The sequence below is a fragment of the Campylobacter troglodytis genome, from assembly GCF_006864425.1.
In the GTDB taxonomy this organism is placed as follows: Bacteria; Campylobacterota; Campylobacteria; order Campylobacterales; family Campylobacteraceae; genus Campylobacter_D; species Campylobacter_D troglodytis.
This window is the reverse complement of the sequence record NZ_QHLI01000001.1, coordinates 70,195-85,378: the sequence shown is the minus strand read 5'-3', so window position 1 is coordinate 85,378 and position 15,184 is coordinate 70,195. Positions and strand designations below refer to the sequence as shown.

Genomic DNA, 15,184 nt, shown 5'->3' with positions numbered 1-15,184 from the left:
ATGACAAACTCTAGCAGCTCATAAGTCCTCCATCTGTGGCAAACTCAGTAGCCCTCCATAGACACAAAGCTTGGGGGCGATAAATTAACACTTTATTTAAACTTTGAATTTTAAATTAATGCCATTTAAGTTTGTCTTTAATTTAAGTTCTTTTAAGTGAATTTTAAATTTAACTTGACATTCTTTGTCTCTTTAATGAATTTAAATTCGCTCAAAGCTTGAATTTATAGCATTCTTAGCCAAAAATTTGTCAGGTTAATTTTTAATACTTAAAATTAGCTGAAATTGAGTAAAAATTTAAGATATTTTGTCTAAAATTTAAGTCTTAGCTTAAATTAATACTACTTTATTGTTACTTTTAAAGCATAAAATTATCAAAATTAAGCTAAATTTAATAAAAGCTATAATATCATACTTTTTTAAGGAATTTGTAAGACAAATTGCCAAAACTACACGGAGGTGAAAAATGACTATAAACGCACAAGACTTTGAAGCTCGTTTAAATGAGCTAGAAAGGCTACCTGCCTTAAATCCCAAACGTTCTATCAAGCAAGCCTTAGACGAGGCTGGTTTTTCAAGAAGGGACTTTATGAAGTGGGCTGGGACTATGACAGCCTTTATGGCACTTCCAACAAGCTTTGTGCCTATGGTGGCAAGGGCTGCTGAGCTTGCCGATAGAGCCCCTGTTATATGGCTACATATGGCTGAGTGTACGGGCTGTTCTGAGAGCTTGCTTCGTAGCGACACTCCTACCATTGATAGCTTGATCTTTGATCATATCTCGCTTGAGTATCACGAAACAGTAATGGTAGCCTCTGGTTGGCAAGCTGAGGAAAACCTAGAACACGCTATGCAAAAGCACAAGGGCAATTATATCTTAATGGTAGAAGGTGGCATACCTATGGGCGACACAGAGGGCTATCTAACCATAGGAGGACACGGCAAAACAGGATATAAAATAGCCCAAGAAGCCTGTGATAACGCTAAGTTTATCTTAGCAATAGGAACTTGTTCAGCCTTTGGAGGCATTCAAGCAGCCGCTCCAAATCCTAGCAACGCCCAGCCTCTAACCAAGGTAACAAAAAGAACAGTTATAAATGTCCCAGGCTGTCCTCCTAGCGAAAAGAACATAGTAGGCAATGTCTTGCAGTTTTTGCTCTTTAAAGAGCCTCCTTCTTTGGATGTTTATAACCGTCCAAAATGGGCTTATGGTTTGAGAATTCACGATCTATGCGAAAGAAGAGGGCATTTTGATGCTGGTGAGTTTGTAGAAAGGTTTGGAGATGAGGGTGCAAAGAATGGCTACTGCTTGTATAAGGTTGGTTGCAAGGGACCTTATACCTTTAATAACTGTTCTAGAGAGAGATTTAATTCTCATACAAGTTGGCCTATCCAAGCAGGACACGGCTGTATAGGTTGCTCTGAGCCAAATTTCTGGGATACCATGCAGCCCTTTGAGGAGGTAATGGCTGTGCATAGATTTGACACGGTCTTTGGCTCAGGTGCAGATGCAACAGCCGATAAGATCGGAATAGGAGTGCTTTGTCTAACAGGTGTAGCCATAGCCGCACACGCTGCCATAGCAGCTGCTAAGAAGAATGAGGAGTAAAGTATGGAAAAGATAGTAGTTGATCCTATTACTAGAATAGAGGGGCATTTGAGGGTTGAGGTTGTAATTGATGATAATAATGTAGTCAAGGAAGCCTACACAGGATCTACCTTGTGGAGAGGTATAGAAACCATAGCAAGAGGACGAGATCCAAGAGATGTGCCCTTTATGACTCAAAGAATTTGCGGGGTTTGTACTTATTCACACTACAAAGCAGGCATAGTTGCAGTGGAAAATGCCCTAGGCATCACCCCTCCTCTTAATGCTGTTTTAACAAGAACCCTTATGAATGCAGCCTTGTTGCTACACGATCACATAGTGCATTTTTATCAACTTCACGCCCTTGACTGGGTGGATATAGTAAGTGCTTTAAGTGCTGATGTAAAAAAGGCAAGCGATGATGCCTTTAATTACACCCCAAATCCAATTTGCACAGGTGCAGATAAGCTCTTAGAGGTGCAAAAAAGGGTAAAAGCCTTTGTAGATAAGGGAAATTTAGGACCCTTTGCAAATGGCTACTACGGACATCCTACCTATCATTTTACCCCAGAACAAAACCTCATAGCCCTTTCTCACTACCTAGAATGCCTAAGGGTACAAAGAATAGTAGCCCAGGCTCAGGCCATCTTTGGAGCCAAAAACCCTCACCCTCAAAGCCTCACAGTTGGAGGGGTTACCTGTGTTATGGATCTGCTTTCTCCTGCTAGGATGGGTGAATTTGCTGAGAAGATGAAAGAGGTTGCTGAATTTGTAGATAGGGGTTATTATGCTGATCTTATTATGGCTGGTAGGGCTTATGCCACAGAAGCAAGTGTGATTAATGATGTAGGTGTGCCAAATCTTCTTACCTATGAAGAGATGCAACTTGGTCCAAATGACTGGCTCTTTCAAAGTGGCTACATAAAAAATGGAGATCTAAGCAAGGTTTATGAGGTAGAAGATGATAAGATCACAGAACAAGCCACTCATTCTTGGTATAAACACGACGGTCCCTTGCATCCTTATGATGGAGAAACTGTACCAAATTATACAGGCTTTAAGGATGAGGAAACCATAGGACCTAAGGGCAATAAAATTCACACAAAGGTCTTTGATACCCAGGGTAAATACAGCTGGATCAAGGCTCCTAGATATGACGGAGAGCCAGCACAGGTGGGTCCTTTGTCAAATATGGTAGTAAATTATGCCAAGGGAAATCAATATGTGGTTAAGGTTGTAGATCAGTTTCTAAAAGAAACAGGGCTTCCCTTGCCTGTGGTGCTTAGCACACTTGGACGAACTGCTACTAGGTGCATAGAGGCTAAGGTTATAACAGATAATATCTTCATAGCCTTTAATAATCTTGTAGAAAATATCAAGGTAGATGAAAGCACCTGCGCTCCTTATGTCATAGATCCAAAGAAAGAATACAAGGGTCGCTACATAGGACATGTGCCTCGTGGTATGCTTAGTCACTGGTGTAGGATTAAAGACGGGGTCGTGCAAAACTGGCAAGCTGTTGTGCCTAGCACCTGGAATGCCTCTCCAAAGGATGCAAACGGCAAGGGTGGAAGCTATGAAGAGTGCATAATAGGGCTTAAAATAGCAGATGTAAGACAGCCCCTTGAGATCATAAGAAAAATTCACTCTTATGATCCTTGCATAGCTTGTGCTGTGCATGTTATGGACACCAAGGGCAACAAGCTAGGCGAATACAAAGTAAATGTGTAAAGGATAGGCTATGCAAAATGTTGTTTTAGACAAAGACGGACGCAAGGCGGTATATGAGTTTAGCATAGGAACTAGGCTTACACATTGGCTTAGAGCTGCTAGTATAGTGGTGCTTGTAGGAACAGGCTTTTATCTATCCTATGTCTTTCAAGCCCCAAGTGCTAACACAGGTCAGCCTGTGAATTTTATGCAAGCAAAATACCGCTTTGTGCACGAGGTGGCTGGCTTTTTACTGATGGCTTGCATAATCTTTAAAAGCTATCTCTTTTTTACAGATAGGGTTAGCAGAAACGAACTTGCTAGCTTTAAAAATCTTGTGGATTTTAAGCTTTGGATAGATATAATTAAGTTTTATCTCTTCATAGGCAAACACCCAAAAATCAGAGGTGTGTATAATCCCTTGCAGCTTTCAAGCTATATAATGTTTTATATTGTCATAGCTGGTATCATACTTACAGGGCTTATCTTGTATGTGCATGTTTATCACGAAGGCATAGGTGGGCTACTTTATCCTATATTAAGACCCATAGAGGCTATGTTTGGAGGGCTTTCTAGTGTTCGGGTTTGGCATAGAATTTTAATGTGGGTTGTGATCATCTTTGTGTGTGTGCATGTGTATATGGCGTTTTTCAATGCCATTAAGGGCAAGGACGGCACCCTTGATGCTATAGTTAGTGGCTATAAATACGAAAGAGAGTAGGCATTTACGCTTTTAGCCCCTTTAAGGGGCTAGGCTTTGAATTTTAAGTTTCAATTTTGCAAGGTGATTAAAATTTTATCATTTTTGTAAGGCTCTTAAATTCACAAGCTATATCTTGCAAGAGTTTCTTTTATGAGAATGAAAAATTCAATGTTCTTAGTTTTGCAAGTGTTTGTTTGCATTTTGCAAAAGACTAAAAATGACAGTCTTTTGTGGCAAATTTAACGCCTTGTCAAAAAAGACTTTTAAAAAACAGAGCTAAACAAGAAGACATTTTAATTCTACTAAAAATTACCGTTTTAATAAAAAGTATTTAGCAAATTTTTTAAATTTAAATCAAGCTTTTACAAAGGCTTAAAGGCTCTTTTGATAAAAGGCAAAATAAAAATAAAATACCTAAATTTAACACTTAACAAAGGCAAAAAATGAAAATTCTCGTTCTTGGCATAGGAAATATAATGTTTGCCGATGAAGGAATGGGCGTTCATCTTTGCAAATTCATACAAACAAATTATCATTTTACCCACCCAACTCACACGCTTGACTTCATAGACGGAGGCACACTTGGCTTACAACTAAGCTACATCATAGTACAATACGACAAGCTCATAATACTAGACTGTTTAGAAGCAGATGATGCTAAGATAGGAGATGTATTCTTCTTTCCCTACGAGGCTATGCCCCAGCAAATATCTTGGAGTGGTAGCGCTCACGAGGTGGAAATGCTTCAAACCTTGCAGTTTATAGAATTAAGCGGAGATTTGCCTAAAACTCAAATTTTAGGCTTTATCCCAAAAAGGATAGAACCTATGAGCTTTGAGCTTTCAAAGGAGGCTCTAAAAGCCTCAAAGATTATGGAAAAAACCTTGCTTGAATACCTTTCAAAAGAGGGCTTTGAGTATAAAAAAATTGCAAATTTAAGCCTACAAGAACTTGCCCTAAATTCATATAAGTCATAAATGATTGATACTTTTAGCTAAAATGGCCTAGGATTTTTCTGAGCCATTTTAACAAAATTTATACAAATTTTCATTCTTAAGCTTGATCTTAGATCTAAATTCAACTTCTTTCAAATACAGATAAAAAATTCCCTTGCCGTGAAATTTATCTAAGCTAGCCTTTGCAAAGATCCTTCTGTTTGCATTTACAAGACATGTAGTACGAAGTAAAAAATTCACAATTTCGTTGATCTGATTTCATCCATTTATCAGCTTCATTTTCGATGTACTTTACTAGCTAATGAACCTTTGCTTCTGGTGTTTACAGTTGCGAGTAAAACGAAGCAAAAAATCAACCAAGCCATCGTAGGCTTTGAGATTGTCGCTGTAAATCTCGCATTAATTAAGCTATGAAAGTTTCTTATGATATGTAGCAATTCTTTGTTTAAGCAGTATTTAACTATTTGAGAACAAAGGATAGTCTAGTGTCTTATCATCCCTTCTAGCAAAAGGACAAGATAAGTAACGAAGCAAAAACACAAATATTTCAGCCCCACATCCACGCTTTCCACACACACGTTTTGTCCTTGTGTTCACAGTTTAGAGTACAAGGAAGCAAAAAGTAAGTCTCATAAACTTCAATCTCACAACTCATTTTCTAAAAAAACCTTGCTTGTTTTCTAAAGACAACTTCGTTTTGCTAATTTTTCTTTTGTAATTAAAATGCGAATTTTATGCAAAATTATATTTACATCATCAAGGGTTATTTAACAAGCTTGGAGGATTTTTCCCCCCCCCTACATCAAGGCTTATTATAAAGAAACAGCCACACGAGCCAAAAAATATCTTAGAATTCCTTAAATTGTATCTTTAAAATTCAAAAAACAAAGCCTTGTTTTTCATAGACATCAATCTAAAAACCCTTTGGCGTCAGTTTAACTTAGCAAATCTTAAAAATCCTTTGACAAGTCCTTGTCGCTATCTATCTCATAAGCCTTGTAAATGCTTGGCAAGAGCTTTCTTATAGCATAATCATACTTGTAAAAATACTTATAAAACTCCTCCACATTGCCCTCCTTTGCCTTTTTAAAATCAAAGACCTCAGTTTTTGCTATCTTTGGAATTTTTGCATCAAAAAAGGCATAAAATTCAGCCCTTGCCTTAAAAAGCTCGTTTAAGTTGTTAATAATCTTTTCCTTTGACATCTTTTCTCCTTTTATTTAATTTTATCAAAGCATAGTAATATTTTAAACTAGTGCTTTTTTAACTAAGATTGCTTTTGTCAAGTTTTCTAGCAAATTTTTAGGCTCAAAATATTTTCATTTGATACAAGATCATTTTAAAATATGGAAAATTAGATGAAAAACAAATATATGATTCATTTCCGAATTTCTAAGAAAAAATTTAAAGAATTTTGAAGTATTTTTTACTTCGTGTTACTCGTCTTGCAATTTTGCAAGAAGCCTTGATTTAGAGGCGAAAAAAATCGCTCTACTTTGCAAAATTTCTCGTGCTTGCGTGAATGCAATTGTGCAACAAGTTTTTCATAGCCAAAGAATGCGAGAAGCTTTCTAAAATGAGTGGTTGAAGTTGATGAGAGTTATTTTTTGCTTCGTTACACTCGCAACTGTAAGCAGAAGAAGCAAGGCGTGTGCGTGGCAAGAGTGGATGTGGGGCTGAAAATGTCTGTGTTTTTACTTCGTGCTACTCGTCTTGTAACTCTGCGAGAAGGTATGCTAAAACGCAATCGCACGAGTTTATACGCTCAAACACTTGCTCTGCAAAAGAACTATTACCGATTAGGGACTTTGATTATGCCTCAAACACCACAATTTTAGGAAAGCTTCAAAGCCTACTATGGCTTGGTTGATTTTTTGCTTCGTTTTGTCTTGCAATTTTGCGAGAAGGAGCAAAGGCACATTATAGGGTAAAACATGGTGCAAATGAGTTTGCAAACAGACGAAGCCACATAAACGGAATTGTGAATTTTTTACTTCGTGCTATTCGTCTTGTAACTGCGTAGTAGAAGGGGCTTTGCAAAATTTAGACTTGCTAAATTTAATGGCTAAAAGAAAAAATTTTGTCCTTCACTTAAAAGAAACAAAATTAAGACGAAAATTTTAAGACAAAATTCTCATCAAATTTTATTGAAATTGATAAGGGAAAGTCCTATTCAAGCATCTTGAGCAAATTTTATTTAAAAAAGCTTATTTATAAAACACACCTTCTTTGATAAATCGTAGCTACTTTATACAAACAAAAATTTCTTTAAAAAATGTAGTTTCTTTGTGAAGCAAAGTTATGTGGCAAAGTGTATTTGTGAAGGAAAGTTTTTTAGTAAAAACTCTCATTAAAAGCTAGACAAGATTTATCATCCTTACAAAAATGCTAAATTTTTAACTAAAATTCACAAGGGCTTGAATTTATAAGCTTTGATATATTAAAAAAGCCTTTGTGATTAATTGTGTAAGCTTTTGAGCCTACAACCAGCCCTTCTTTTTGAAAAAAATCACAGGTATTATGATAGAAATCACCATAGCCACAAGCACGACAGGGTAGCTATACTCCCATTGAAGTTCTGGCATAAACTCAAAATTCATCCCATAAACAGTGCCTATTAAAGTAGGAGGCATCATAGCCATAGTCGCTACTGTAAAGAGCTTTATGGTCTTGTTTTGCTCTATATTAAGCTGACCTGCTAGTATGGTTTGGATATTATCTAGTATATTAAGCTGAGAGACATTAAATTCAACCAAAGAGTTTAAGTCCTTTAAAACTATGGTGATATTTTGCTTTGTTTGCTTATCCACCTTGTCGCTTTTTAGCAAGCAAGTCATAGCCCTTCTTTTGTCAAACAAAGAATCCCTCACCCTGGTGTTAAGCTCTTGCAAGCTTGAAATAGATCTAAGCATCTTATCATAAACAAATTCTCTTTTATTTTCTTCCAAAACCTCTATGCGAAGCTTTCTAGCCTGTCTATCTATCCACTCTAAAATATCAGCATCCTTTTCCACCCTAACCTCAAAAATTTTATCTATGATGTCAAAGCCATCCTCGAAATTCTTAGGACTTGCTAGAATTCTTGCTTGAAGTTCTGTAAAGGTGGTAAAATCATTATAACGAAGGGTAAATAAGGTCTGCTTTGCTGTCATAAAGGTGATGGTTTCGTTGTCAAGCTCAACAGAGCCGTTTCTTTCTGTACGAACCAAAAAGTGAGTATTAATAGTAACTGTGGTGCTATCCTCCCAATACCTAGCACTAAGCTCTATCTCCTCTCTTTCCTCTAAATCGGGTATGTCAAGATTATAATACTTAGCTATATAATTTATCTCACTAAGAGTGGGATGCAAAAGATCAACCCATAAAATTTTCTTTGGTAATTCCTCATTATCCTCTATATCAAAAACTATCTTTTGAACAAGACCGTTGTCTGCTTTTTTGTATATAGTAAGCATAAAATTCCCTTAATTTTTGCCTTAATTATATAATATTTAAACTTTGTTAAATCTTATATTTGCAAATTTAAATCAAAAATTTAGCTAAAATAAGCCCCAAACTATCTTAAAATTTGAAACAAAATTAAGAGCATTATTAAAACTACAAAGAGGGCTTGAATTTAAAAAAGCTTGAATTTTAAGTGGTTTTAAAAAAGCATTTTAAATTTAGACTTAATTAAACTTAACAAGATTTTATCTTATCAATTTTAATAAATTTTAATAAACATTTTGTCTTAAATTTTTCGTCTTAATTTTGTTTCCTTTAAGTGAATAATAAAAATTTTCTCTTTTAATGTCCATAAATTTGGCAAGATAAAACTTCGCAAGGCCACTTCTGCTACGCAGTTACAAGACGCGTAGCACAAAGTACAAGCACAAGTGTTTTTTTGTTAGCCCCACATCCACGCTTACCTCGCACTTTGTGAGCCACTTTTACTACGCAGTTGCGAGTGTAACGAAACAAAAAAATATCTCAAAATTTCCCTTAGATTTGGCGAAATTTAGGAGCGGATATTTGTTTTTCATAGGCGTAATTTTAAAAACCCTTTGGTTTAAGTTTCATTGAGCCTTTGAAATTTAAAAAAACCTTGTCTTTACAAAAACCTTTTTTAAAAGGCTTTGATCTATCAGCAAAGCAAAGGCATTAATCGCCTAACACAAATTAAGTAAGCATAAACGAAGTTTATTTGGCAAAAGATAGCTTATTTGAAAAATGAACTGTCTTTGAAAATAGCTTTTGTTGCGGTGAAACTTGCCTTGAATTTGCATTCTAAAAAGCATCTAGCAACATTCTTGCAAGGGCTTAAAAATAACTTTATAAATTCGACACTTAATTAAAAACATTAAATTTAAGCCCAGTGCATATATTATAAAAGCATTAAATTTTAAGCCCAGCACATCTTTTTGTCTTAAATTCAAAGCAGAGTATTGAAATTTAAATCCCACACATACTTGTGTATTAAATTCAAGGCTAGGTAAAAAGCTGGGTTAATATATCAATCAAAAAAGCTTATCAAAGAGCTTATTTAGCTCCTTTACTCCCCTTTCTTTAAGCTTGTCATCAGATAAGATCTTATCTACTCCTGTTTTAATTAATGACCCAAGATCCAAGCTTACCTTTGGATTATCCGTGGTTCCTGTTACTGTGCCTTTAAAATTTGCCTTATCTATGCCGATATTTATGGGTAAATTCAAGCTTTTATTTTGAGACACAACTCCTTTATCTATGACTATGCTAACCCTTGGAGACTTCATATTTAGATCTAGGATGGTTGAGTTTTTGTTTAACTTAGCGTTTAAATTTGCCTCGCTAAAAGAATCCTTTGTGAGATCGCTCTTTGTAAGGGTAGAAATTGTCTTTATGATGCCTACATTTTTAAGTTTGCCATTATTTAAATTTGCACTAGCATTGCCACTTGAAGTTGAAAGATTATAATTAAGCTTCACCCCAGCCCTAGCCTCGTAGTAATCAAGCAGATCAAGCCCCCTCATCAAGGACGCAAAATCCACTTGATTTAAGTTTGCCTCAAAAAGCTTATCCTTCAACTCAGCATTTAGCTTACCCTCAAATAAATTCTCGCTTAAAATCTTAGCATTAAGCACCTTATCAAAACTAAGATTGCCATTAAACACAGCCTTTCCGCTTAGTTTTCTATCTGCTAAAAAACCAAGCTTTGAAAAGTCAAAAAGATCCAAGACAAAACTTGAATTTAACTTCGCACTGTTTAGATCAAAGCTTCCTTTTAACTCGTTTAAATTTGCCAAATCGCTTTTTAGGCTACTAGTAAAGCTAAGTAGTGAATTTTTAATGTTTCCTGCTAGATTAAGATCATATTTTGAATTTGGAGGGAATTTTTTATCAAGCAAGGAGCTAAGAACTGCTTGATTAAAACTCCCCTTGCTTGTGGCACTAAAATCCCCATTTAACTTGCTAAAATCAAGATTACTTAGCTTAGCATTTGCATTAAGCACCCCATTTACATAGGCTGGCTGGGCTGCTAGGACAAGAAGCTTTGCTAGATCAAGTTCTTTTATATTAAGCACAAGCCCTTTGCCATCTGAGTTTGCACTGATTAACCCTCCTGCTATATTGGCATCAAGCTTGGCATTTTTAAGCTCTTGTCCTACAAGATGAGCGTTCATCTTGGCATTTGCACTGCCTTGAATTTTAGCACCTGCTAAGTTGCTAAATTTACTCAAATCATCCACCCTAGCCGTGCTATCAAGGCTAAGCTCACCGCTACTAAGCACATAAAAGCCCTTTAAATCAGTAATTTTAAGCAAATCACTATCAAGCAAGGCCTCATAATTTATCTTATCAGCACCCTCACCCCTTGCCCTTGCATTTAAATTTAGCCTTGTATTTGGTAAATTTGCAATGCTAAATCCAGCTGCAAGAAGCTTTGCATTAAGCTCGTTTAAAGCACTACCATTTAGGCTAAGATCTCCATTTAAATTCAAATTTCCCTTAATCTTGCTTTTAAGCAAGGATTCAAGTTTGCTTAAATTTGGCAGATCCAAGCTAAAATCAGTATTTAATGCTCCATTTTGAAGATCGTACTGGGTCTTTTGGGTTTTAAAAATGAGATAAGAATTTTTTAGCTCTGTGTTGATATTTAGCTCATCTCCTGCTATATCGGCTGTGATTTGACCATTAAGCTCTGAATTTTGAGGCAAGCTAAGATTAAAATCCCTTTCTAAGAGCTTATAGTTGATAGAACTTGTATAAAGATTTATGAGTGCCTTGCCCTTAGGTTTTAGATCCTCTGCTTTAAGATCGGCATTTGCATTTAAGATTCCTGTAAGATAACGAGGGCTTGAAAGCAGATCCAAAACCTCCTCAAGCCTTATGCCATTTGCACTTAGCCTTAAATTCAAAGGAGAATAATCCACAATATGAGCATCTAAGTTTATATTTGATCCAAAAAGCACCCCCCTACCCTCTGCCTTAAAATCACTAGCCACTCCTGCTACCTTACCTAAAAAGCTTAAATCCCTATCCATACTTAAATTCAAAGAATTCAAATAAGCCCTGTCTAGTGCCAGGATATAAGCTAGATCAAAACCTAGTTTAAAAAGGCTTAAATTTCCCTCAATCTTTGCATTTAGCATATTTGCAAGCCTTGCTTCTAGATCAAGTCTTGAAAAGCTTAGCTCAAATTTGCTGACATTTAAATCTAAGCCCATAGTTTTAGCCTTATCTTCTATGATATTAGCTACTATTTTATTACCCATAGGGGTGAATAAAAACACATAGACTCCTATAAAAAGCAAGACTAAGAAGGCAAGAAAAAGGCCGAGAATTTTTTTCATTATTTTGTCCTTTAAAGAGTTTTAAAGATAAAAATTTAGCATAAAATTTGGCAAAAATGGCTGAATTTAGCAAATTAATTTAAAATAAAATATAAATGTAAAATACTTGTTTTGCAAGCTAAAACTCAAAAACCTTTATGCCTTTTAAATACCTTACTAGAATTCATAGCATATTTATAAATTCAAAGCCCTTGCTTTGATAAAAAGCCTTAAAAACATAAAATTCAAATGAGCCAACTAAACATTTATAAGTTTAAACTAATAAAACTTTAGTCTTTTAAGCTAAAGTTTTATGAAAATTTTTTGGCAAGGTATTGACAAATTAAATTTTTTTGCCTATAATACCACTTCATTTTAATAAAATGTTATTTTAACATAGAAAGGACAACAAATGAATTTCCAACCTTTAGGAAAGAGGGTTTTGGTAAAGCGAGTTGAGGAGACCAAAACTACAGCTTCTGGCATTATCATACCAGATAACGCCAAGGAAAAGCCCCTTATGGGCGAGGTAATAGCCGCAAGTAGTGAAATAAGCGAGCTTAAAAAGGGTGATAAGATCTTATTTGCAAAATACGGCGGCACTGAGGTGAAGCTAGGAGATGATGAGTTCCTAGTTTTAAATATTGACGATGTCTTAGGCATTATTAAATAATTAAGGACAAGATATGGCAAAGGAAATCATTTTCTCAGACGAAGCTAGAAACAAGCTTTACGAGGGCGTTCGCAAGCTAAATGACGCTGTAAAGGTAACTATGGGACCAAGAGGGCGAAATGTACTTATGCAAAAGAGCTTTGGTGCACCAAGTATCACAAAGGACGGAGTTAGCGTGGCTAAGGAGATAGAGCTTAAAGACAGCCTTGAAAATATGGGAGCTTCTCTTGTGCGAGAAGTAGCTAGCAAGACAGCAGATCAAGCAGGAGATGGCACTACAACGGCTACTATTTTAGCCCACGCCATATTTAAAGAAGGCTTAAGAAATATCACAGCAGGGGCTAATCCTATCGAGGTTAAAAGGGGTATGGATAAGGCGTGCGAGGCGATTATAAAAGAGCTTAAAAGCCTTGCAAGAGAGGTAAAGGGCAAGAAAGAAATCGCTCAGGTTGCTACCATCTCAGCAAATTCAGACGAAAAGATCGGTGCTCTCATAGCCGATGCTATGGAAAAGGTAGGCAAGGACGGTGTCATCACTGTCGAGGAGGCAAAGTCCATTAATGACGAGTTAAATGTGGTCGAGGGTATGCAATTTGACAGAGGTTATCTCAGCCCATATTTTATCACCAACGCAGAAAAGATGATAGTTGAGCTTTCAAATCCTTATATTTTGCTTTTTGATAAAAAAATCACAAATCTAAAAGATCTACTGCCCATTTTAGAGCAAATTCAAAAGACAGGAAAGCCCCTTTTAATCATAGCTGAGGACATTGAGGGCGAGGCTTTGGCTACGCTTGTCGTCAATAAACTTAGAGGCGTGCTAAATATCTCAGCCGTGAAAGCTCCGGGCTTTGGTGATAGAAGAAAAGCTATGCTTGAAGACATTGCCATTTTAACAGGTGGTGAGGTCATAGCAGAGGAATTAGGCAGAACCCTTGAGGGTGCGACAGTTCAGGATTTAGGACAAGCTTCTAGCATAATCATAGACAAGGATAACACCACCATAGTAGGTGGATCAGGCGATAAAAAGGCCATTGAGGCTAGAATAGTTCAAATCAAGGCTCAAATAGCAGAAACCACAAGCGATTATGATAAAGAAAAGCTCCAAGAAAGGCTCGCAAAGCTAAGCGGCGGCGTGGCACTCATCAAGGTAGGTGCAGCCACAGAAACCGAGATGAAAGAGAAAAAAGACCGTGTGGATGACGCTTTAAGTGCCACAAAGGCAGCTGTTGAAGAGGGCATAGTCATAGGAGGCGGTGCGGCACTCATCAAGGCAAAGGCAAAGGTGAAGCTAAAACTTGAAGGCGATGAGGCTATAGGTGCTGGCATAGTAGAAAGGGCTTTGAATGCACCTCTAAGACAAATAGCTGCAAATGCTGGCTTTGATGCTGGAGTTGTTGTGCATTCTGTTGAAAATGGCAAGGATGAGCATTATGGCTTTGATGCTGCAAAGGGCGAGTATGTGGATATGCTAAAGGCTGGGATAGTTGATCCTGTAAAGGTTGAAAGAATAGCCCTTCAAAACGCTGTTTCAGTAGCTAGTATGCTTTTAACCACAGAAGCAACCATTAGCGAAATCAAAGAGGAAAAGCCCGCTATGCCTGATATGAATGCAATGGGCGGTATGGGAGGAATGGGCGGTATGATGTAGCTTTTTGCAAGGCATTTTTGCACTGTGATTGTGCGTTATAACGGTTTTGCGATGCGAGTTTTATGCTGAGTGTTTTTTGAATGCGATCTTACATTTAATGAAGACACTTTTAAAATGTTGTTTTGCATAATACAGTAATTTCGCAAAATATTTTTAGTGCTATGATCTTGCAAAGCTCTTTTTTTCTTGCCTTGAATTTATATCAAGGCAGTCGCTTTCTCAACCCTTGTAAGCTTGAATTCATTTTTGCTTACAAGGGTTTATCTAATTTTAGTTTAAATTCAACTTTTTCTACGACCTAAGACCCCAAATAAATTCAAGCACTTTTATACTTAGTATTCAAAGCTATTTGATTTAGCTTGTTTAAATTTAGTTTAGGATCAATATACTTTGAGACTCAAGATACTTGGCGATTGATACTTTTAGCTGAGATAATTAGATCTAAAAGCTTAGTAAAATCGATCTTAGTATATATTTTTGCCCTACATTTGAAAGCGGAAATTTAATCAATTTTAGAATGCTTTTGTGCTGACATTTGCGCAAACAAAATCGCCCTCTTTGCAAGCTTTGTTGCCCTTGTGTGAATACAATTGTGCAACAAGCTTTTAACCCTTAAAGAGTGCGAAAAATCAGCAAGATGAGTGGTCGAAGTTGATGAGAGTTATTTTTTACTTCGTTACACTAGTAACTGCTAGCAGAAGGGGTTCGCAGAGTGCGCGGCAAGCGTGGGCGTGGAGCTGGAAAAAAGACACCTGTGTTTTTACTTCGTTAAGCCTCTTGTCCCTCTACGAGAAGGGATATTAAAGCGAAACCGCACGAGTTTATACGCTCAAGCATTGCTCTGCCAAAGAATTGCTGCCTATCATAAAGTACTTTTCAGAGCTTAAAGAAAGTGAATTTTATAGCGATGGACTAAAATCCTACGGTGCCTTGGTGGATTTTTTACTTCGCTTTACTCGTCCCTTTGCGAAGCAAAGGCACATTATATGATCAAACACGCCAAATTTGAGTTTGCACACTTGCGAAACCATATAAACGAAATTGTGAATTTTTTTGCTTTGTGCACTAGCAACTGTAAGCAAAAGGCTATGCAAAGGCCAACTTAGATCAGTTTC

Annotated in this window: 12 protein-coding genes and 1 pseudogene; 9 read left to right on the top strand and 4 right to left on the bottom strand. The window is 36.7% G+C overall.

Annotated elements, in window-relative coordinates:
- Positions 1-466 precede the first annotated feature (466 nt).
- The 4 genes from DMC01_RS00370 to DMC01_RS00355 all read left to right on the top strand — a co-directional run bounded on the left by DMC01_RS00370 (position 467) and on the right by DMC01_RS00355 (position 4,978).
- Positions 467-1,609 carry a hydrogenase small subunit gene (locus DMC01_RS00370; RefSeq protein WP_142692327.1) on the top strand — a complete coding sequence of 381 codons (1,143 nt, stop codon included), beginning with the start codon at positions 467-469 and terminating at the stop codon, positions 1,607-1,609.
- A gap of 3 nt (positions 1,610-1,612) precedes the next feature.
- The gene (locus DMC01_RS00365) at positions 1,613-3,319 is read left to right on the top strand and encodes a nickel-dependent hydrogenase large subunit (protein ID WP_142692326.1); all 1,707 of its coding nucleotides are present in this window, start codon (positions 1,613-1,615) and stop codon (positions 3,317-3,319) included.
- Between the two features lie 10 nt (positions 3,320-3,329).
- Complete coding sequence (gene cybH, locus DMC01_RS00360; protein ID WP_142692325.1) at positions 3,330-4,019, top strand: Ni/Fe-hydrogenase, b-type cytochrome subunit; 690 nt, start codon at positions 3,330-3,332, stop codon at positions 4,017-4,019.
- Positions 4,020-4,444: 425 nt separating this feature from the next.
- The gene (locus DMC01_RS00355; protein ID WP_142692324.1) at positions 4,445-4,978 is read left to right on the top strand and encodes a HyaD/HybD family hydrogenase maturation endopeptidase; all 534 of its coding nucleotides are present in this window, start codon (positions 4,445-4,447) and stop codon (positions 4,976-4,978) included.
- Positions 4,979-5,907: 929 nt separating this feature from the next.
- Here DMC01_RS00355 and cmeU read toward each other — a convergent pair.
- Positions 5,908-6,162, bottom strand: coding sequence for a CmeU family protein (gene cmeU, locus DMC01_RS00350; RefSeq protein WP_142692323.1), 255 nt, complete (start codon positions 6,160-6,162; stop codon positions 5,908-5,910).
- A 446-nt stretch (positions 6,163-6,608) separates the two neighbouring features.
- Here cmeU and DMC01_RS00345 point away from each other — a divergent pair, with 446 nt between their 5' ends.
- Together DMC01_RS00345 and DMC01_RS16280 are read left to right on the top strand one after the other, a co-directional pair.
- Positions 6,609-6,827 carry a hypothetical protein gene (locus DMC01_RS00345; protein WP_142692322.1) on the top strand — a complete coding sequence of 73 codons (219 nt, stop codon included), beginning with the start codon at positions 6,609-6,611 and terminating at the stop codon, positions 6,825-6,827.
- A gap of 27 nt (positions 6,828-6,854) precedes the next feature.
- On the top strand, positions 6,855-6,980 hold the full coding sequence (locus DMC01_RS16280) for a hypothetical protein (protein WP_427846080.1): 126 nt from the start codon (positions 6,855-6,857) through the stop codon (positions 6,978-6,980).
- A 457-nt stretch (positions 6,981-7,437) separates the two neighbouring features.
- Here DMC01_RS16280 and corA read toward each other — a convergent pair whose 3' ends face one another.
- From corA to DMC01_RS00335, 3 genes are all read right to left on the bottom strand, one after another.
- Positions 7,438-8,412 (bottom strand): magnesium/cobalt transporter CorA, encoded by a 975-nt coding sequence (gene corA / locus DMC01_RS00340; RefSeq protein ID WP_142692321.1) that lies wholly within the window; start codon positions 8,410-8,412, stop codon positions 7,438-7,440.
- Between the two features lie 379 nt (positions 8,413-8,791).
- Positions 8,792-8,917: a hypothetical protein gene (locus DMC01_RS15645; RefSeq protein WP_282432203.1), complete on the bottom strand. Its 126-nt coding sequence runs from the start codon at positions 8,915-8,917 to the stop codon at positions 8,792-8,794.
- Positions 8,918-9,453: 536 nt separating this feature from the next.
- Positions 9,454-11,766 (bottom strand): translocation/assembly module TamB domain-containing protein, encoded by a 2,313-nt coding sequence (locus DMC01_RS00335; protein ID WP_142692320.1) that lies wholly within the window; start codon positions 11,764-11,766, stop codon positions 9,454-9,456.
- A gap of 391 nt (positions 11,767-12,157) precedes the next feature.
- On the opposite strand from DMC01_RS00335, the gene groES reads away from it, so the two are divergent.
- The 3 genes and pseudogenes from groES to DMC01_RS16275 all read left to right on the top strand — a co-directional run.
- Positions 12,158-12,418: a co-chaperone GroES gene (gene groES / locus DMC01_RS00330; RefSeq protein WP_142692319.1), complete on the top strand. Its 261-nt coding sequence runs from the start codon at positions 12,158-12,160 to the stop codon at positions 12,416-12,418.
- 13 nt (positions 12,419-12,431) lie between these two features.
- Positions 12,432-14,069 (top strand): chaperonin GroEL, encoded by a 1,638-nt coding sequence (groL, locus tag DMC01_RS00325; RefSeq protein WP_142692318.1) that lies wholly within the window; start codon positions 12,432-12,434, stop codon positions 14,067-14,069.
- Between the two features lie 700 nt (positions 14,070-14,769).
- A pseudogene (locus DMC01_RS16275) lies at positions 14,770-15,079 on the top strand (hypothetical protein); the annotation flags it as partial.
- Positions 15,080-15,184 lie beyond the last annotated feature (105 nt).

What these genes read in the sequence shown, in the direction of transcription:
- DMC01_RS00370 (WP_142692327.1), top strand. Translation starts at nt 467, where the DNA reads ATGACTATAAACGCACAAGACTTTGAAGCTCGTTTAAATGAGCTAGAA.
- DMC01_RS00365 (WP_142692326.1), top strand. Translation starts at nt 1,613, where the DNA reads ATGGAAAAGATAGTAGTTGATCCTATTACTAGAATAGAGGGGCATTTG.
- cybH (WP_142692325.1), top strand. Translation starts at nt 3,330, where the DNA reads ATGCAAAATGTTGTTTTAGACAAAGACGGACGCAAGGCGGTATATGAG.
- DMC01_RS00355 (WP_142692324.1), top strand. Translation starts at nt 4,445, where the DNA reads ATGAAAATTCTCGTTCTTGGCATAGGAAATATAATGTTTGCCGATGAA.
- cmeU (WP_142692323.1), bottom strand. Translation starts at nt 6,162, where the DNA reads ATGTCAAAGGAAAAGATTATTAACAACTTAAACGAGCTTTTTAAGGCA.
- corA (WP_142692321.1), bottom strand. Translation starts at nt 8,412, where the DNA reads ATGCTTACTATATACAAAAAAGCAGACAACGGTCTTGTTCAAAAGATA.
- DMC01_RS00335 (WP_142692320.1), bottom strand. Translation starts at nt 11,766, where the DNA reads ATGAAAAAAATTCTCGGCCTTTTTCTTGCCTTCTTAGTCTTGCTTTTT.
- groES (WP_142692319.1), top strand. Translation starts at nt 12,158, where the DNA reads ATGAATTTCCAACCTTTAGGAAAGAGGGTTTTGGTAAAGCGAGTTGAG.
- groL (WP_142692318.1), top strand. Translation starts at nt 12,432, where the DNA reads ATGGCAAAGGAAATCATTTTCTCAGACGAAGCTAGAAACAAGCTTTAC.